The organism is Reinekea blandensis MED297 (assembly GCF_000153185.1).
Taxonomy (GTDB): domain Bacteria; phylum Pseudomonadota; class Gammaproteobacteria; order Pseudomonadales; family Natronospirillaceae; genus Reinekea; species Reinekea blandensis.
Genome location: NZ_CH724150.1, coordinates 551,223 through 570,619, shown reverse-complemented (window position 1 = coordinate 570,619; position 19,397 = coordinate 551,223). Strand labels below are relative to the sequence as shown.

Below are 19,397 nucleotides of genomic sequence, written 5' to 3'. Positions count from 1 at the left end.
AATGCCTTAAAACGGAAGTTTCATCCCGGGCGGCAGGCCCATACCGGATGTTACGGACGACATTTTCTCCTGACTGGCGCTTTCAATTTTACGGACCGCATCATTGACGGCGGCTGCCAGCAGGTCTTCCAGCAGGTCTTTATCTTCACTCATGACAGAATCATCAACCGACACTTTCTTCACGTCGTGACGGCCATTCATCACCACACTGACCATGCCGGCTCCGGCTTCTCCGGTCACCTCCATGTTGGCGACTTCTTCTTGCATTTTCTGCATTTCTTCCTGCATTTTCTGGGCTTGCTTCATAATATTGCCCATACCGCCTTTCATCATTTTAAGCTCCTGAAGGAATCGGACTGTTGTTAGGAACGGCGGACTCCTGAATGAGCTCGCCTTTAAATTCGTTTATCAGTGTCTCAACGAAAGCATCGGCTTTCAGGTGCTGATAGGCACGATCATTCGCGGCCTGCACCAACTGGTCGAGCCACAGCTGTGGGGTTTTATCGACAGCACCAAACTCGTAAGTCAACGACTGACAATCTGGCAGCCAATCGGTAATGGCCTGCAGCAGATATTGTTGGTGACTGTCATTCATAATTTTGCGGTAGTTTGGCGAAATCACAAGGCTCAGCTGACCATTTTCATAGCCCCGCCATTGACTGTGCGCAAACAGGGTTTTGGTCATGCCGGACAACCCCAGTCGATGCAATGTCACCTGCCACCAGAATACCGGGTCGGCATCGAGGTCTGTATCCGGCCAGGTAGCGACATCACTGAGCTCTGCGGCGGTCTGAGGTTCGGTTTCAACAACCTTACTCTCGGGGTCAGAGGCACTGTCAGGCTCACTGAGCAGATTTTCCTCGGTCGGTGTTTCTATCGGCGGTTGTTCAGCAACCGGCTCAAGCATCGACGTTGTGTCCACGGCTCCTGCCGGATGTGGGTCTTCCTGTACTGTGATTTCAGGTTCAGGTTCCGGTTCTGATACAGGTTCAGGTACAGTCGCTGGTTCCGGTTGACTGGCTGGCTGAGTCAGCACTTCGGCCGCGTCTACGGACTCAGCTGGGGTCTTTTTTACCGGAGTCTCCGCGGCGTTAACGGGCTCAGACGGCACCGCCGCTTCAGAGGTTGTTTCTGAGGGCCCAACGTCTGGCGCCACTTCCTCAGAAGCGGGTATAGAGACGGGCTCAGGAGTCGATACGGCCGGTTTCACAGGCGCTGCTGAAGGCTGTGTTGTTTCTGGGGCCTGTGTTGTTAACGGTGGCAGTGTATCAATTGACGAAGGTGGTGTCTGACTGAACGCCAGCATACGCAATAGCGTCATTTCGAAACCGGCACGCTCACTCGGTGCCAAACTCAGCTCACCCTTCGATTTACCGGCAATCTGGTAATACAGCTGAATATCTTCTGCATAGCCCGCTTTGGCCAGCGCCATAATGGCATCCCGATCGCCCTTATGATTACTGATGGCCGACGGGACGGCCTGAGCAATGGCAACCCGATGCAAGGTCGACATCAACTCAGTAAGCAAGGTCTGGTAGTCCGGGGTGTGCTCATCCAGCTCACTGACCATGGCCAATAATCCGTCGGCGTCCTTTTGCAAGAGCGCTCGCACCAGGTTCAGAACCCGCTTGAGGTCGACCGTACCCAGCATGGCCGCCACTTCCTGCTCTGCCAGCGCACCATGACCAAAAGCGATGGCCTGGTCGGTCAAGCTCAACGCATCGCGCATAGAACCCTGAGCACCCTCGGCGATCGCCCAAAGAGATGGTTCATCGAACGGCACCTGCTCCACAGTCAGAATGTGGTTCAAATGCTGAACAATATGCTCACGACTCATGTTTTTAAGATTAAATTGCAGACAGCGAGATAAGACCGTGACCGGCAGTTTTTGTGGATCGGTGGTCGCCAGCAGGAACTTCACATGCGGCGGTGGCTCTTCCAGCGTTTTTAATAGAGCATTAAAACTGCTGGTTGACAGCATGTGCACTTCGTCGATCAGATAGACCTTAAAACGACCCCGGGTTGGCGCGTACTGGACATTCTCCAGCAACTCGCGGGTGTCCTCGACCTTGGTTCGGCTGGCCGCATCCACTTCGATCAGGTCCACAAACCGACCTTCAGCGATTTCGCGACACGACGCACACTGACCACAGGGCTTGGAACTGACGCCCTGCTCACAGTTCAGGCTTTTCGCGAGCAGCCGTGCGATGGTGGTTTTGCCGACCCCTCGGGTTCCGGTAAACAGATAAGCGTGGTGCAACCGCTCCTGATCAAGGGCATTGACCAGGGCCTTCAGCACATGCACCTGACCCACCATCTCGTCAAAGGTTCCCGGACGCCATTTTCTGGCCAATACCTGATAGGACATAAGACTCGTATTACTCGGAAAGAAAGGCGCTTATCCTAACTTTGATTGCCCACTGCTGCCAGTGCTGAATGCCGAGGCTGAGTAAAAATGCTTTAAAAACAACCTCTTAGCAATCCGACGAGGTAAAAAACCGCGCCAGACCATGAAGATAACGGTATAAATCTCCACGAGAGCAAAACACGCGGGCTTGGCGAACAGATTTTAAAACAGGGTAACGGAAAGAAGAGAGAGAAGAATGGAGGCGATCCCACCAGCCACACCCCGGCACACGATACAGACGCTACCGTTGCTCCCTTCCGGGCCTGGCGGGGTTTACGTCTTCTCGTTGCGAGGGGACCGGCAGGACCACCACAACAGGATGGCGCATTATCCATATATCGCCTCTCAAGGCAACCGTAGAAATCAGGGAATCTCGGATTTTTTATCACTTCCGGCAATCATCCGACCGGAACCTGCTACCGTAAAAACAAACAAGACACTCGTTCAACAACGACTATTCTGACTCATACAAACGTAAATTCTGACTACTGCAGATTATGCCCAACTCTATGACGAACAAACTCTCAATCGGCATCAGTGCATGCCTGCTTGGTGAGCCTGTAAGGTTCAACGGCGGTCACAAAAAACATCAATGGATAAATTCTGAACTGGCTTCGGTCGCGGACTTCAAATCATTCTGTCCAGAGGTCGGGATCGGACTGCCGGTACCCCGGCCTACATTACGCCTGGTCGAACGCGACGACCAGATATTGGCGCTGGATTCAGACCGCCAGGAAGACGATGTCACCGAACCATTGAAAGACTACTTTTCCCGGAATGCTGAAGCTATTGCTGAACTCGATGGGTTTATTCTGATGCAGGGTTCACCAAGTTGCGGAATGGAGCGCGTTAAGGTTTACGGCAGCCAATCGCCTGTGCCGGAAAAAAATGGTGTGGGGATTTTTGCCAATGAGCTGATCAAGCACAATCCTTTACTGCCTGTTGAGGAAGCTGGCCGCTTAAGCGATGCACCGCTCGCGGAAAGCTTTTTGACCCGGCTCTACCTTTACCATGAATGGCGTACGCAACGACCCTTTGAGTCGGCAAAATCATTGATTGAGTTTCACTCACGTCACAAGTTCCTGATCATGCTGCACAGCTATCAGGGCTACAAAGACTCCGGCAAACTCCTGTCCGATCTTGGTACTCGCGAAAAGCTGCAACGCAACGCATCGCAGTACATACAGACTGTCATGATGGCGCTGAAAAAAGTCAGCTCCACCGGCCAACGCGCAAACGCCCTTTATCATTTACTCGGTTTTCTCAAGACCCACATTTCAACCGAAGAAAAACAATCGATTGTTGACCAGATCAAGCTTTACCAGCAGGGCACCACGCCTTACGTCGTCCCGCTGTCGCTTATTCGCCACTACGCCCGCATTCACAGCGACAATAACGAGTACCTGTGGCAACAAAGTGTGTGGTTCCCCTACCCGGAAAACCTTAATCAATATAAGAATGTCGTATGACCCAGCTGGTTTGGTTTCGCAATGACCTTCGGGTTTCGGATCATGAGGCTCTGTTCCAGGCACTGAACCGTGCCAAGCAACAACAGACGCCTGTCCGGGCCCTTTTCTTTTGGAGTGATGCACAGTGGCGATCTCATGGGGCTGGCGATGCAAAGATTGCGGCCACCTTCAGCGCTTTGCAGGCACTGCATCAAAAACTTGCAAAGCTGGGTATACCACTCGATGTGTTATCCGTATCGTGGTGGACTGAATGCGCCGAGCAGATGGTGAACTACTGCCAATCTCATCAGATAACAGCCATCCATTATCACACCGAACCCGGATGGAATGAATTGCGCCGCGATGACCGTGTTGCACAGCAACTTTCAAAGAGCGTTGAACTGCATCGCTATCATGACCTGTACTTTATCGACCCGGCACACCACCTGACTCAGCAAGGTCAGGTTTATAAGGTATTTACGGCTTACAAAAAATCGCTGTTACGTCAGTTCTCGATCGACCACCTGGCAACGTTCCCACCTCGCAAGGCGGGTCCGGCCCTGAAGGTCTCTCCACTGGCAATGAAAGACCTTCCGAACTGGCAGAATCCTTTGCAGCTACCCGTGACCGAAGATCAGGCACTAACCCGATTAGACGCATTTTGCGAAGAAGTCCGGGACTATGCTGACCGTCGTGACTTTCCAGCCGACAATGGCACCTCCCAACTGTCTGCGGCATTGGCGCTTGGCTGCACCAGTTCTCGTCAGGTTGCTCATACTCTGCATCGCCACCATATTTCACTGGCGTCGGACACATTTTTTTCAGAAATCATCTGGCGCGACTTTTATAAGTACCTGCTCTTCCATACGCCCCGCCTTTGTCTCGGTGAACCGTACAATGAAAAGTGGGACGCATTTCCGTGGCAGAAAAACGAAACCTGGCTGGAACGTTGGCGGGAAGGAAAAACGGGCGTCCCGATTGTTGATGCCGCCATGCGCCAACTGCGTGAAACAGGCTGGATGCACAACCGGTTGCGCATGGTAACCGGCATGTATCTGGTCAAGATTCTGCAACAGGACTGGCGACAAGGTGAAGCCTGGTTTGCAGAACATCTCGCTGATTTTGACTTTGCCGCTAACAATGGCGGATGGCAGTGGGTCGCGTCGACCGGGGTTGATGCAGTGCCTTACTTCCGGATTTTCAATCCGTATCAGCAAAGCAAGCGCTTTGATCCGAATGGCCAGTTTATCCTTACTTTTGTAACAGAACTGAATGATGTAAAGCCTGCCTTGCTACACGATCACAAACGTGCTTTATCAGTCAGCTCTTATCCAAAACCGCTGACAGACTATTCTAAGGCTCGGCAGGACACGCTAGATAAATTTAAAGCGCTGGGCAGTCATGCGGCAACCTAGCGCAGACAAGGACACTGACGACATGACCAAAAAACGTATCGCCATTATCGGTGGCGGCATCTCCGGGTTGACCGCCGCCCGTTATCTCCATAAAGATTTCGACATAGAGCTCTATGAAAGCAATGATTACATTGGCGGTCACACTCATACTCATGACGTCGTCATTGACGGAAAAACTTTCCCCGTCAACACCGGCTTTATTGTCTACAACGACTGGGTCTATCACAACTTCAATAAACTCATCGAGCCGCTGAACCTTAAGCGCATACCGACTGAAATGAGCTTTTCAGTCACCGATGAGCAAACCGGCCTTGAGTACAACGGTCACAATCTCGATACCCTTTTTGCCCAGCGAAGCAACCTCCTTTCTCCGCGTTTTTACGGCATGATCCGGGATATTCTGAAGTTCAATAAACAAAGTCTTGAAGATCTGGAGCAAGGCAAGTTAGACGACTCGCTGACGTTAAGAGATTATTTTAAACAGCTCAACATGGGTTCCATGTTTATCAACAAATACATTGTTCCCATGGGCGCGGCCATCTGGTCCAGTGGTGAAGCTGACATGCTGGACTTTCCGGCTCTGTTCTTCGTTCGGTTCTTTAAAAACCATGGTTTGCTTTCAGTTAAAGACCGTCCGCAATGGTATGTACTGGACCAGGGCTCTCGCGCCTATGTCGACCCACTGATAGCGCCGTTTCGGGATCGAGTCCATACCAACACCCGGATCAGCAGCGTCGTGCGTAATCCCGAACATGTGATTGTGCAGTTCGAGGACAAACCCGAAGAAACGTTCGACGAAGTGATTTTCGCTTGTCACAGCGATCAGGCTTTAGCCTTGCTCGACAGCCCAACTGAAGACGAACACGCCATCCTCGGGGCTCTGCCCTACTCTAAAAACGAAGTGGTTTTACACACCGACGAACGCCTGTTACCAAAACGTCGCAAAGCCTGGGCGGCCTGGAACTATCACCTGTCCGATGACAAAAACGCACCGGCCAGCCTGACTTACAACATGAACATCCTGCAGCGCTTTGACGATGCACCCGTAACTTTTTGCGTTACGCTGAACCGAACTGAAAAAATCGATAAAGACAAAATTATCGCGCGGTTCAACTATGGCCATCCAATCTTCAGTCAGGGCAGCGTGGCCGCGCAGCAGCAATATCATCGCATTGGAAACAAAAACCGGACACATTTCTGTGGCGCTTACTGGTTTAATGGCTTCCATGAAGACGGCGTCAACTCAGCATTACGTGTCGTCGACGATGTGCAAAAAACCGCATCGGTTAAACCTCTAAAGGAATCTGAGTCAGCCCATGCCTGAGAACTATGAGATACCGGCCCCCAAAGAACACAGCCGCCTGATGGTCGGCTGGGTTCGGCATCGACGCTACAGCCCTAAACCGCATGTACTGAAGTACCCGCTGTTCATGTGGTATCTCGACCTCGATGAGTTGGCCGAAATCAGTATCCGGTCTCGTTTATTAACGCAAGAAAAACGCGGCTGGTGCACCTTTAAACGAGCCGATTATTTCGGCCCACCTGACCGGCCCTTAAAAGAGGCGGTCATCGATCGCATATGCGCACAAACCAAACTCACACCCGCAGAAATTTCGCGCGTCTGCATGCTGACAAACCTGCGCACGCTCGGCTACATCATGAATCCTGTCACTTTTTATTATGCCTTTAACCATAATGATGAACTGATCGCGATCATGCCGGAAATTACCAACACTCCCTGGAGCGAGCGCTTTCAATACGTTCTGAACACCGGCACCGCCGAAGGCGGAATTAACCCGTTTCGAATGGGTCGCGGACGCTTTCGGTTTCAACTCGACAAGCATTTCCACATCTCGCCGTTCCATCCGATGAACATGCAATACGACTGGCGATTTAAAACTCCCGAGCAGCCAGACAACCTTATCCACCTGGAGAACTGGCAGCATGGCAAGAAGGTGTTTGACGCCACTTTGATGCTCAAACCAAAGCCAATCACACCGTCATCGGTACGCAGCACACTCATCCGCTTTCCGTGGATGACCGTAACTGTTGCAAGCGGTATTTATTGGAATGCCCTCAAGTTATGGCTGAAAGGGGTGCCGTTCTATTCGCACCCCAACAAAAAGAAAAAGGAAAAGACATCATGACGACTGCCAACACCACCAGCCGCCAGGAACAGTACACCCTGAGCTGGAAAGCTGCTTCAAGCCTGCTGAAACATCTTCGCCATGGCAGCCTCAAAGTTAATTTTCAGGAAACCTCACAAACCTTTGGCGAGCCCGAAGGTCAAGGTCCTCACGCTGAAGTCACCGTCCACAATGGTCGGGTATTCCGAGAGATGCTGACGGGCGGTGACATGGCCGCTGCGGAAAGTTTTATTGAAGGCGACTGGGACTCTCCCGATTTAACCAAGGTCGTTCAGGTATTCGCGGCCAACCTGGGCGAATCTCAAAGCGCGCCTTTACAGTGGCTGCGTAAAACCGGAATGTCTGTGGCCCATTGGCTGAACCGGAATACCATCAAAGGCTCTCGGCGAAACATTCAGGCACATTACGATCTCGGTAATGATCTATTCGAAGGGTTCCTCGATGAGAGCATGATGTATTCGTCAGCCATCTACCCTTCTAACGACAGTACGCTGGAAGAGGCCCAGCAGTTTCGTCTGCAGCGGATCGGTGAAAAACTGCATCTGGGGCCTGACAATCACCTGCTTGAAATCGGCACTGGCTGGGGCTCGCTGGCCATATATGCTGCAAAGCATTTCGGCTGTAAGGTAACCACAACAACCATTTCAGAAGAACAGTATCGCTATGCGCAGCAACGCATACGCGACGAAAACCTTGACGACAGGATCACCCTGTTAAAAACCGATTATCGCTTACTGACCGGTCAATTTGATCGGTTGGTCTCCATTGAAATGATCGAAGCTGTTGGCCATCGCTACCTGCCCGGGTATTTTCGTAAAATCAACGAGTTACTGAGCGATGACGGTATTGCGCTACTGCAGTGCATCACCATGCCAGATCAACGCTATCATCAGTACCGTAAATCGGTCGATTTCATTCGCAAATACATCTTTCCCGGTGGTCACTTGCCCAGCATCAGTCTGATCACCCGACAGATTGCCGATCAAACTCAGATGACGGTCAATCATTTTGAAGACATAACGCAGCATTACGCCCGTACTCTGAAAGACTGGCACGAACGTTTTATCGCCGCTTATCCGACTCTTCCGCATGAGCGATATAACCGACAGTTCTTCCGGCTGTGGCGCTATTACCTGTCTTACTGTGAGGGTGGCTTTCGTGAGCGAGCCATTGGCACATCTCAGGTTGTCTTCAGTAAGTCCGGTGCCAAAAAATCGTTTAATTACTGAGTTACTGACATGAACGCGCGATGGCAAAAGATCGTGGTATTTCTGATTGCAATGACCACCGGCGGGGTCGTCATTGCCGATACTCTGACCTTTTACGGACAGGCCTCTGACCCTGAAACCGGCCAGGCGCTTTATCAGGAAGTTCATCGTCTGACGCTCGACGATGACGGCCAACCCCTATCCGAAATCGTCGAATATGTAAGTGCCGACCGTGAACTGCTGGGTGAGAAGACACTGACGTACAATCGGCTGAGCCAGCCAGATTATGTGGTCGACTTTCGTCAGCGCCCTTACACAGAAAAAGTCCGGATCATCAGCGATCAGATCGTCATTGATCGACAACAACAGACTCAGCTGGCGTTACCAGAAGCATCTTTTGCGATCGATGGCGGCTTCCATTACTTCATTCAGCAGCATTTCGACACCTTGGTTTCAGGGTCCGACGTCGATTTCCAATTTTTGTCCGCCGGACGCGCTACCTTTATTCCCCTGACGATCGTTCCGGTAGACCAATCCCAAAACCGGCTGACCCTGGAGCTGAGGTTACAAAACTTTTTACTGTCCCGACTCGTTAACCCCATTGTTTTAACGTATGACATTCCAACCCTGCAATTGGTCAGCTATGAAGGCTTAACCAACGTTCCGGATGGCGACGGCAAGTTGTACAACGCCGTGATCACCTATCAGTACCCGGAAAACATGATTTCCGGAGCGACCACACTAACGTCCCCGGCGAAGGCTCAATAAGCGACGCAATGGGCAAACCGCCCAACCCCTTCAGACCCATCGACTTGCTCTAATGCTGCGACTAACGTCAGTTTGCCGTCATGAATAGCCGTCGGCATTGGAAATAAAAGGCAAACACTGCTTAAATAACGGGGATTGTCAGTGGCTGTCTGCAGACGCTGATGCTCCGAGACAACGAACTGACCATGCAGACCCCGGCAGCTCCCGGTAGTGCGTTGGTGAAAAAGCAGTCCCAATTTCCGGAACCCGAATCAGAGCGCCGAATGAAAGCCACCCGCTCCCTAAAAAAACTGACATCCAGCCGGTTGTCGGTCCGACTTGCCACGGCCGGCCTGCTAACCGCGCTGTTGCTGAGCGTGTTGGTCACTGGTGTTCAGTTAACGCTGGAAATCCAGCAACATAAAGACACGGTTGCGCTTGACCTAGAACGCATGATCACTTCCACTCGGTTGCCAGCCGCCAATGCTGTCTTCACTTACGATTATGGCCTTGCCGATCAACTGGTCGAAAGCCTGCTGTTAAATAGCTATGTGCAGCAGGTTCAACTGCTTGATGAACACGGTACCGTCATTGCAAACGGTCAGCGAAGCCAGATGACCGAGCGGGGACATACTTACCTGCAGCCATTGCTCGGCGATCCGATCCGTACCATCAACATACCTTTGCCGCTGTCCGACAAAACTCCGGACCTGACCGGCCAGTTAGCCATCCGTTATAACTACCACCTGCCATTTGAAGATCTGATGCAGTCAACCTGGATGCGACTCATACTGAACGTCATTGAGGTGAGCCTGCTAACCTCCGTCCTGGTGTACCTGTTTAATCGGGTCGTCACTCAACCGGTGGCGAATCTAACCCAACAGCTGGAAGCTATTGAGACATCACCCACGGAAGGTCAGCGTCTCCAGCTGATCTATGCCCATCGGGACGATGAGATTGGCTCACTGACCGACACCATTAATCATCAATTGCAACAGCTCGATACTCTGATTAAAGAAAACGAACTGGCGCTTGAGGAGGCCGAACAGTCTTACCAGAACCTGAACACGCTGGTTGAAAGCCTGCCACACCTGATTAACGTAAAAACGCTGGACGGTGTTCCGCTGCTGGCGAATCAGGCGTTTTTGAAAAGCTATCGTCTGAGCCCCGATGACTACTTAAAGCCGGAACACTACAACGTCATTTTCGACTCCCTATCGCCAGCAACGCGACAATTACTGGAAGAAGCCGATCAGGAAGCGGTGGAATCCAACCAGGCCGTTCTACTGCCGGAAATATCCTGGCGTCTGCCAGATGGTCATCATCTGTCACTGGAAATGCGCAAACTCAGCATCCAGTACAAGGGCCAGCCAGCGATTCTCAGCGTGGGGGTCGACATTACTGAACGCAAACTGCATCAGGAACACATCCAACACCTTGCCTACCATGATGCCCTGACTGATTTGCCAAACCGACACCTGTTTTTGGATCGGCTGGACCAGGCACTGCTGCGAACCCAGCGCAGCAAACAGTATGGTGCACTGATTTTTGTGGACCTGGACAATTTTAAAACCATTAACGACACCAAAGGCCATCTCGCCGGCGATGCCGTCCTGGCCGATGTAGCAGAGCGCCTGAAACATGCCTTCCGGGAAGTGGACACGGTTGCCCGACTGGGCGGGGATGAGTTTGTCATCTGCATGACAGATCTGGGAAGAACAGAACAGGAAGCGTACGACATCGCACACGATCGATCCGTTAAACTGATGGACGCCATGAAACGGCCATTTCAGACTCAGGGTGACCAACTGATCGTCAGTGCCAGCTTGGGGTTAGCCTTTTTCCATGATCACAGCCTTACCGCCTCTGAACTGCTCAGCCATGCTGACATGGCCATGTATCGGGCGAAGGAAACCGGGAAAAACCGGATCATCCTCTTCCAAGAAGAAATGGCCGAAGCCAGCGAGCGGTTACTGGAACTCAAAGAAGACTCCCGCAACGCGCTGCGCCGAGATGAGTTTCATCTGGTCTTTCAGCCACAGGTTGATGCCCGGGACCGAAAAATACTGGGCGCCGAAGCGTTGCTGCGCTGGACCCACCCCTCTCGTGGCATGGTCTCACCCGGCGAATTCATCCCGCTACTTGAAGACGGTGAAATGATGCCGCTGGTCGGGCAGAAGGTCATCGAGCTGGCCGCCGCTCAGCTGGCAGACTGGCGCAAAGAAGGGTTGATCCGGGAGGATTTTCGCCTGAGCCTGAATGTCAGCCCACAGCAGTTCCGGCAAGCCGACTTCGTCAGCACAGTACGTACCGTACTGGACGAACATGATCTTCCAGCTTACCTGATTGATCTGGAAATCACCGAAGGCATGATCATTGATAACATCGATCACACAGTGGCGGCCATGAAAGAGCTGCGCGAAATGGGCATTCACTTTTCAATTGATGACTTCGGTACCGGCTACTCCAATCTGAACTATCTCAAACGATTGCCATTGGATGTGCTCAAGGTCGACCAGTCCTTTGTCCGCGACATCGAACATGATGCCAACGATACCGCCATCGTCCGCACCATCATTGCCATGGCTGACCAACTCAAGCTGAACACCGTCGCAGAAGGGGTAGAAACCGAAGATCAGCTCACCCTGCTGCGCGAGCTGGGTTGCCAGGTTTTTCAGGGTTATCTGTACTCTCCCCCGCTTAAAAATGTAGAATTCGCCTCCCTTCTGAAAACTCAAATCAGCGAACCAGAATGACCTACAGCGTAAAAGAGATGTTTTATACCCTTCAGGGCGAAGGATTCCATACCGGGCGTCCGGCCGTTTTTTGTCGTTTTTCTGGCTGCAATCTCTGGAATGGTCGTGAAAAAGACCGAGCGACCTCAATCTGCCGTTTTTGCGATACCGATTTTGTCGGTACAGACGGTCAAAATGGCGGCAAGTTCCGCGAGGCTCGTGAACTGGCGCAGCGGATTGCTGATTTCTGGCCAGCGGATCAGGCGCATCGGTTCGTTGTTTTTACCGGCGGTGAACCGGCTCTGCAGCTCGATGAAACGCTGATCGCTGCGCTGCACGATGTCGGCTTTGAATGCGCGGTGGAGTCAAACGGTACGCTGCCTTTGCCACCCTCATTGGATTGGGTTTGCATCAGCCCAAAAGGCTCTGCCGAGGTTGTGATTGAGGCCTGCGACGAACTCAAACTGGTGTTTCCTCAGGCTGACGCCCAACCGGAACGGTTCAGCCACATCCATGCCCAGCACCGCTTTTTGAGCCCGCTGAATGACTGGACTCAAGCACAGTTGAGCCCGGCACAAAACAACAATACTCAAGCCTGCGTCCAGTACTGTCTTGAACATCCGCAATGGCGGCTGACACTGCAAACTCATAAGGTGCTTAACATCGATTAAACCACGCCCATTCGCTGATTCTTGAGACTGCGTGCAAAATTCACACAAATGAATAATCGCTGCGAAAACATTCACCAAATAAATAACAACTATCGGCCAGATTTACCCCACTTTCCTTAACTTTCCGCGTCGCATTCACTAAACTCCAACATCAGTAAAGGTCTCTGCTTTTTTTACGCAGACACGGTTACCCGACCATAGAGAGAGCAATAGAGGTCGACCCATTTTTTCAACAATGCGGCAATGGGATATTTCCGCTGGTTATACAAGAAGACCTGATCATAACCAGACCAATACATCACCCATTACCGTGTTGCCAGACCACCTGATAACGACAATGGAGATCCAAACGTGCTAGAAGCTTATCGTACTCACGAAAAAGAACGCGCTGCACAGGGTATTCCTGCAAAGCCACTGACGGCAGAACAGGTTACTGAACTGGTTGAGCTACTGAAAAACCCTCCAGCGGGTGAAGAAGCCTTCATCAAAGACCTACTGGTCAATCGTGTACCACCGGGTGTGGACGAAGCCGCCTATGTGAAAGCCGGCTTCCTGTCTGCCATCGCCAAAGGCGAAGAAACCTGCCCGCTGATTGACCGTAAAGAAGCTGTCGCGCTTCTCGGCACCATGCAGGGCGGTTACAACATCGAAACCCTGATCGGCCTGCTGGACGATGCTGACCTGGCCGATCTGGCTGCCGAAGAACTGAAGCACACGCTGCTGGTCTTCGATGCGTTCCACGACGTGAAAGAAAAAGCCGATGCCGGCAACAGCGCGGCAAAAACCGTCATGCAGTCCTGGGCAGACGCCGAGTGGTTCCTGAACAAGCCGGAAGTCCCTGAAAAAATCACCCTGACCGTCTTTAAAGTCTCTGGTGAAACCAACACCGATGACCTGTCACCCGCACAGGATGCCTGGTCTCGTCCCGACATTCCGCTGCACGCGCTGGCGATGTACAAAATGGAACGTGACGGCCTGACGCCTGACAAAGATGGCGAAATCGGCCCGATCGCTCAGATCGACAAGCTCAAAGAAAAAGGTCATCCGCTGGCACTGGTTGGCGATGTGGTCGGTACCGGCTCCTCCCGTAAGTCGGCCACCAACTCCGTTCTGTGGTACACCGGCCAGGACATTCCAAACGTACCGAACAAACGTTTTGGCGGCTTCTGCCTCGGTGGTAAAATCGCGCCCATCTTCTTTAACACTATGGAAGACGCCGGTGCGCTGCCGATCGAACTGGATGTTTCCAAAATGGAAATGGGCGATGTCATCGATCTGTACCCACACGAAGGTAAAGTGGAAAAGGACGGCGAAGTCATTTCCGAGTTCCAACTGAAAACCACCATTATTCTTGACGAAGTTCGTGCCGGCGGCCGTATCCCGCTGATCATCGGTCGTGGTCTGACCGACCGTGCGCGTGAAGCCATGGGGCTTGAGCCTTCCAAAGTCTTCAAACGACCAGGCGATATCGAGAAAAGCGACAAAGGCTACACACTGGCTCAAAAAATGGTCGGTAAAGCCTGCGGTGTCGAAGGTGTACGTCCAAACCAGTACTGCGAACCTAAGATGACCACCGTCGGCTCTCAGGATACGACCGGTCCTATGACCCGGGACGAACTGAAAGACCTCGCCTGCCTCGGCTTCTCGGCCGATCTGGTCATGCAATCGTTCTGTCACACCGCCGCTTATCCGAAGCCAGTCGACATCGATACGCAGCATTCATTGCCAGACTTCATCATGAACCGTGGCGGTGTCTCACTGCGTCCTGGTGACGGCATCATTCACAGCTGGTTGAACCGCATGCTGCTGCCGGACACTGTCGGCACCGGTGGTGACTCTCACACCCGCTTCCCAATGGGCATTTCATTCCCGGCCGGTTCCGGTCTGGTTGCCTTCGCAGCGGCCACGGGCGTGATGCCACTGGACATGCCAGAGTCAATTCTGGTGCGCTTTAAAGGCGAAATGCAGCCGGGCATTACGCTGCGGGATCTGGTTCATGCGATTCCGTATTACGGCATCAAAGAAGGCCTGCTGACCGTTGAGAAAGCCGGTAAGAAGAACGAGTTTTCTGGTCGCGTTCTGGAAATTGAAGGTCTGGAACACCTGACTGTTGAACAAGCCTTTGAGTTGTCTGATGCGTCGGCGGAACGTTCTGCCGCAGGTTGTACCATTTCTCTGTCAGAAGATTCAGTCGCTGAGTACCTGCGATCCAACATCGTCATGCTGCGCTGGATGATTGCGAACGGCTACGGCGATGAGCGAACGCTGGAGCGTCGGGCTAAGGCCATGGAAGAATGGCTGGAAAACCCAAGCCTGATGAAAGCCGATGCCGATGCCGAGTACAAACACGTCATCGAAATTGATCTGGCCGACATCAAAGAGCCGATTCTGTGCGCACCGAATGACCCGGATGACGCCCGACTGCTGTCTGAGGTTGCCGGCGACAAGATCGATGAAGTCTTTGTCGGTTCTTGTATGACCAACATCGGTCACTTCCGTGCCGCGGGTAAACTGCTGGATAACCACAAAGGGTCGATCTCAACTCGCATGTGGATTGCACCACCAACGAAGATGGATGCACACCAGTTAATGGAAGAAGGCTACTACAACATCTACGGTCGTGCCGGTGCACGTACTGAGATGCCAGGGTGCTCACTGTGCATGGGGAACCAGGCACGAGTGGCGGATAAGTCGACGGTGGTTTCAACGTCCACCCGTAACTTCCCGAACCGCCTGGGTGCCGGTGCTAACGTTTACCTGGCCTCCGCGGAACTGGCTTCGGTCGCTGCCGTGATGGGTAAACTGCCAACTCCGGCAGAGTACCTTGAGTACGCCAATAACCTGAACAGCATGTCCGGTGAAATCTACCGTTATCTGAACTTTGATCAGATGGAAGAGTTCACCGATGCTGCCAGTTCGGTAATCGCCTCAGCCTGATGCTGAACTGAGCTGACAAAACAAAGCCCTGCCACTGCAGGGCTTTTTTATGCCCGAGTATTAGCTTTTCCGGGCAATAAACAGGGTGTAACGTCCCAGATCGCAATAAGGCCGCTGCTCACATAACGCCTGCTCGGCGTCAAAAACTGCCTCTTCGGTGTACCATTCTAAGACTGCCTTCTCGGTCAGATCCGAAAAGCTGCGAATACCGGCTTGGCAGAGAATGGTCATACCACAAGCCTGCAGGTCTTTCGCTACGGCTTGCGGGTCCATCGGTGAAATAGGCGTCAGTCCGCGTTTATCGCCCGCCATGTTGCCCGACATCGCCCGCTTCAGCGTACCTCTCATCATGTGCCGCATCATTAACATGTGTCGGTTATAAACCATCAACCCCAGATAGCCACCGGGCCGAACCCGATCGCACAGTATCGGAACCACCGTTTCAGGTTTTTCCAACCATTCAAGGACGGCATGCACATTAACGAAGTCATAGTCAGACGGCCATTCGCTCAGATCGGTCACAGATCCAACGGACGCATTTAACTGCCCAGCCTCATAATATTCCTGAAGTGACTCAGTGGCCGCGGTCACCATTTGTTCGGAAACATCCAGGTAATCGACCGAAGTCACGCCCTGCTCCAGAAACCAATGGCTCATCTGCCCCAGACCGCCGCCGGCATCCAAAACCTTCCAGTTTTCCAGCTGATCGAGCGGCAAAACCTTTCGATACAACGCATCCACCAGCCGCATCCGCAATCGCCCTTTTCGCGACCCATAAATTTGTCCGCGAAAGCGCTCTACCAACCCATCAAAACTCACGTACGCCATGCTCTTCAGCCTATTCCAACACTACTCAGCAAAAACTAACTGCCGGATCGACGACTGACATTGAAACAATCAGGTTAATCGTCTTTTCTATACACAAACACAAAAAAGCCCGGCAATCCGGGCTTATACAAAAGAGACTGATAGCACTCAGCCCGGATCAGTCTTCCGGGTAAAGCTTAGCCGTTGAAAACTCACTTCGATTCAATGGCAGATCGGTGTAACCGGATGAGAAACGGGTCCGAATCACAACTCGGTTACCATTCACCTGAATCAGCTCACCCGAAAAGGTTTGCCCATCACGACGTTCGATCAGGATATTCCGATTCACATGTTGTTCCAGTGATGACACCGGCACTTCCGTTAAGATACGCCGAGGTGACGATGCCGGTTCGGATGACTCAGCGGTCGTGGACACCTCATCTTCTGTGCCGACCCGGAACGCCCGGCGCAACTCAGCCAGATCGAGATTTTCCAGCCCGCCATCGGTCCAGGACAACTCGGAAACGGCCACTTCTTCGTTGTTCACGACCAAAACCAGATCCAGCACATTCAGCAACTGTGCGGTATCGTAGAAGGCCAAGTCTGCCATATTGAAACCTGGCAACGGTCGCAAACTCAACGACGCCCTGACCCGCTGCGCCGTTAAATCGGAGTACAGTTTTAACAGATCAACATCTGACGACAATCCGACCTGATCCATCGCTTCGGCAACCATCCCTAAATGCAGATCTTGCCATTCTGCGACGGACAGTCCCGCCTGTTCGGCACAGTAGTCATTGCGCAAGGCATTAAAGCCCAAATCAACCAGATCGACCGACAGGCTTACCGGCGTCAATGACTCCGGATTAAAGCCAGTGAGCACATTGCGATAATCTGACATGACACTGCCAAACCCAATATAGGTCTGATCCATCCGAAGATTACTGACACCATCGATGTAAAGATCGGTCGTACTCGTCAACTCATCAGACCCCGGGTTATATTGATAGCCCATGGTCAGATCGAAAGTCAGATAGCCCAGCCCCATGTCATACAAGGCTTCAGGGCCAAACGCCACCGTTCGGCCACAGCCCAGTGCTTGTATCTGAGAGGCGACATCGGGCTCGTAAAACGCATCAAGTGACGACATCATCGATCGATCGAGGGGTGCTGAAAAGCTGTTGATGGTCAGACTGAGGTTTTCAGGCAGCTTGCCATCGTTAAAACGTTTTTCTAGCAGCACTGTGTTCAGCAAACTGCCGGTGCTGAACCGGATTCCTGCAATACTGATATTGGTCTGAGTAGCCGGAACAAAGATTTCCAGATTATTAACGTTGATGTTGCCATTCAGATCGATTCCGACGTCCTGATAGGATGCATCGACAAAAAATAACGAGCTCAACACATCGTCAGCGACCTTCTGCACTCGCCATTGCATCCCAAAATAGCCGGCAACCACGGCCAACAGACCACCGACCAACACGACCGCTAAAAACTTTTTCATTGACTGCGCTACTCCCGATTGCGTCAAACTCTTCTAATGGCCCATAGTAAGCTGAACACTGGCATTTTGCATCGCCCATCTCCCGTTCGGGGATTTCAAAAACGTGATCGGTTGCTCAATTACCGGACCGGTTTGATACGAACGGTTCCATTCTGCGCCAGACAAGCGACGCGTCAGGATGCGTTCTGACTGGCATCAACGACAGGAATAAGATTCAGATGGACGTTAATATCGTCTTTATTTTCGACCAGGTCTGCCAGCGTGTACCCATCCATGGTGTCGATAAACTGGGCCAGTGCCTTCTGGAAGATCCCCTGCAAGCGACACACGGGTGATATGACACACCCTTCCGAACTTGCATCCATACACTCAACAAACGCCGTGTCTGTCTGTGAAATCCTGAAAATCTCGCCCAACCGGATATCCTCAGGTGCCTTTTTCAACACCAGACCACCACTGCGCCCGCGTACGGTATCCACGAGAGACTGTTCAATCAGGCGCGCAGCGACCTTTTTCAGGTGATTAATGGAGATCCCATAAGCGCTGGCGATTTCTGACAATGGAATGGTCCGACCCGGGTTAGCCCCCAGCATAATCAGAATACGAAACGAATAGTTGGTAAAACTGTTGATCTTCATAGGTCGCTTGCCGTCGATATAATTATTGGAATGGGCAACGTCACACCTTAGCGGAATTGAGGCTCCCAAGCCATATTTACGCATTTAAAATACGCATTTTATCGGCCGGGTTCCAGCATTCGTCACCCACTCACAGGCGGCCACGAGGTCGAACCCGACTCTCGTTACTAAATTATGTAATTAAATTACATTTTTGCCAGCAACCGCCCCCAAGAGAACAACTGAGGATTTTATGGACAATTACCCGAAATAAGAGGATTTTACGGTTATTTTGTCGAATTTGTAGCCAGCATGACGGCTACATATTCAAATTCATTCGCTAACAAAAAGCCTGTCAAGTAGTAGTTTTACCAAAATATTGACTTGGCGTAGTGAAAAAATGAGAAAATATGGTAGTGTTCTGCACCGATTATTGAGTAATGATCCATACTTCGGATTTATCTGCACACACGAGGGGCCTCCCAAGATGCGAAAGACCAAGATTGTTTGTACGATCGGACCTGCTTCTGAATCAAAAGACATGTTAGCTAAGCTCGTTCAGGCTGGCATGAACGTCATGCGTTTAAACTTCTCCCATGGCGATTACGATGAGCACGGTGCTCGCATCCAAAACATCCGTGAAGTATCCAAAGAACTGGGCAAGAAAGTTGCCGTTTTGCTGGATACTAAAGGCCCTGAAATCCGCACCATGTCTCTGGAAGATGGTGATGTGCTGCTTGAAGCCCGGCCAAAC

15 protein-coding genes and 1 other RNA gene are annotated in these 19,397 nt (G+C 51.9%); 10 read left to right on the top strand and 6 right to left on the bottom strand.

All coding sequences use genetic code 11. The annotated features are described in order from the left end of the window. Window positions 1–6: 6 nt before the first annotated feature. From MED297_RS08020 to ffs, 3 genes are all read right to left on the bottom strand, one after another. The gene (locus MED297_RS08020) at window positions 7–333 is read right to left on the bottom strand and encodes a YbaB/EbfC family nucleoid-associated protein (RefSeq protein ID WP_008043918.1); all 327 of its coding nucleotides are present in this window, start codon (window positions 331–333) and stop codon (window positions 7–9) included. Between the two features lies 1 nt (window position 334). After that, the gene (gene dnaX, locus MED297_RS08015) at window positions 335–2,368 is read right to left on the bottom strand and encodes a DNA polymerase III subunit gamma/tau (RefSeq protein ID WP_008043917.1); all 2,034 of its coding nucleotides are present in this window, start codon (window positions 2,366–2,368) and stop codon (window positions 335–337) included. 245 nt (window positions 2,369–2,613) lie between these two features. After that, an RNA gene (gene ffs, locus MED297_RS21805) (signal recognition particle sRNA small type) lies at window positions 2,614–2,710 on the bottom strand. Between the two features lie 206 nt (window positions 2,711–2,916). On the opposite strand from ffs, the gene MED297_RS08010 reads away from it, so the two are divergent. The 9 genes from MED297_RS08010 to acnB all read left to right on the top strand — a co-directional run bounded on the left by MED297_RS08010 (window position 2,917) and on the right by acnB (window position 15,715). Further along, the gene (locus tag MED297_RS08010) at window positions 2,917–3,876 is read left to right on the top strand and encodes a YbgA family protein (RefSeq protein WP_040556750.1); all 960 of its coding nucleotides are present in this window, start codon (window positions 2,917–2,919) and stop codon (window positions 3,874–3,876) included. After that, window positions 3,873–5,270: a cryptochrome/photolyase family protein gene (locus MED297_RS08005; protein ID WP_008043915.1), complete on the top strand. Its 1,398-nt coding sequence runs from the start codon at window positions 3,873–3,875 to the stop codon at window positions 5,268–5,270. Before MED297_RS08010 ends, MED297_RS08005 begins: the two co-directional genes overlap by 4 nt. A 22-nt stretch (window positions 5,271–5,292) precedes the next feature. Further along, window positions 5,293–6,594: an NAD(P)/FAD-dependent oxidoreductase gene (locus MED297_RS08000; protein ID WP_008043913.1), complete on the top strand. Its 1,302-nt coding sequence runs from the start codon at window positions 5,293–5,295 to the stop codon at window positions 6,592–6,594. After that, window positions 6,587–7,417, top strand: coding sequence for a DUF1365 domain-containing protein (locus tag MED297_RS07995; protein WP_008043910.1), 831 nt, complete (start codon window positions 6,587–6,589; stop codon window positions 7,415–7,417). The genes MED297_RS08000 and MED297_RS07995 overlap by 8 nt, the downstream gene beginning before the upstream one ends. After that, window positions 7,414–8,646, top strand: a complete 1,233-nt coding sequence (locus MED297_RS07990) for an SAM-dependent methyltransferase (RefSeq protein ID WP_008043908.1) — start codon at window positions 7,414–7,416, stop codon at window positions 8,644–8,646. Before MED297_RS07995 ends, MED297_RS07990 begins: the two co-directional genes overlap by 4 nt. A gap of 9 nt (window positions 8,647–8,655) precedes the next feature. Continuing rightward, window positions 8,656–9,393, top strand: a complete 738-nt coding sequence (locus MED297_RS07985; RefSeq protein ID WP_008043906.1) for a hypothetical protein — start codon at window positions 8,656–8,658, stop codon at window positions 9,391–9,393. A gap of 161 nt (window positions 9,394–9,554) precedes the next feature. Beyond that, window positions 9,555–12,128: an EAL domain-containing protein gene (locus tag MED297_RS21175; RefSeq protein WP_008043905.1), complete on the top strand. Its 2,574-nt coding sequence runs from the start codon at window positions 9,555–9,557 to the stop codon at window positions 12,126–12,128. Beyond that, window positions 12,125–12,778: a 7-carboxy-7-deazaguanine synthase gene (queE, locus tag MED297_RS07975; RefSeq protein ID WP_008043904.1), complete on the top strand. Its 654-nt coding sequence runs from the start codon at window positions 12,125–12,127 to the stop codon at window positions 12,776–12,778. Before MED297_RS21175 ends, queE begins: the two co-directional genes overlap by 4 nt. A 351-nt stretch (window positions 12,779–13,129) precedes the next feature. Continuing rightward, window positions 13,130–15,715: a bifunctional aconitate hydratase 2/2-methylisocitrate dehydratase gene (acnB, locus tag MED297_RS07970; RefSeq protein ID WP_008043902.1), complete on the top strand. Its 2,586-nt coding sequence runs from the start codon at window positions 13,130–13,132 to the stop codon at window positions 15,713–15,715. 60 nt (window positions 15,716–15,775) lie between these two features. Here acnB and MED297_RS21170 read toward each other — a convergent pair whose 3' ends face one another. The 3 genes from MED297_RS21170 to MED297_RS07955 all read right to left on the bottom strand — a co-directional run bounded on the left by MED297_RS21170 (window position 15,776) and on the right by MED297_RS07955 (window position 18,664). Beyond that, entirely contained in the window at window positions 15,776–16,543 is a 768-nt protein-coding gene (locus MED297_RS21170) for a methyltransferase (protein WP_083779378.1), read from the bottom strand. Between the two features lie 157 nt (window positions 16,544–16,700). Then, a complete protein-coding gene (locus MED297_RS07960; RefSeq protein WP_008043898.1) occupies window positions 16,701–18,026 on the bottom strand; it encodes a hypothetical protein in 1,326 nt (441 codons plus the stop codon). 173 nt (window positions 18,027–18,199) lie between these two features. After that, a complete protein-coding gene (locus MED297_RS07955) occupies window positions 18,200–18,664 on the bottom strand; it encodes an RrF2 family transcriptional regulator (protein ID WP_008043896.1) in 465 nt (154 codons plus the stop codon). A gap of 466 nt (window positions 18,665–19,130) precedes the next feature. Here MED297_RS07955 and MED297_RS07950 point away from each other — a divergent pair. After that, window positions 19,131–19,397: pyruvate kinase (locus MED297_RS07950; protein WP_237613422.1), on the top strand; the 267-nt coding region annotated here is incomplete at its 3' end.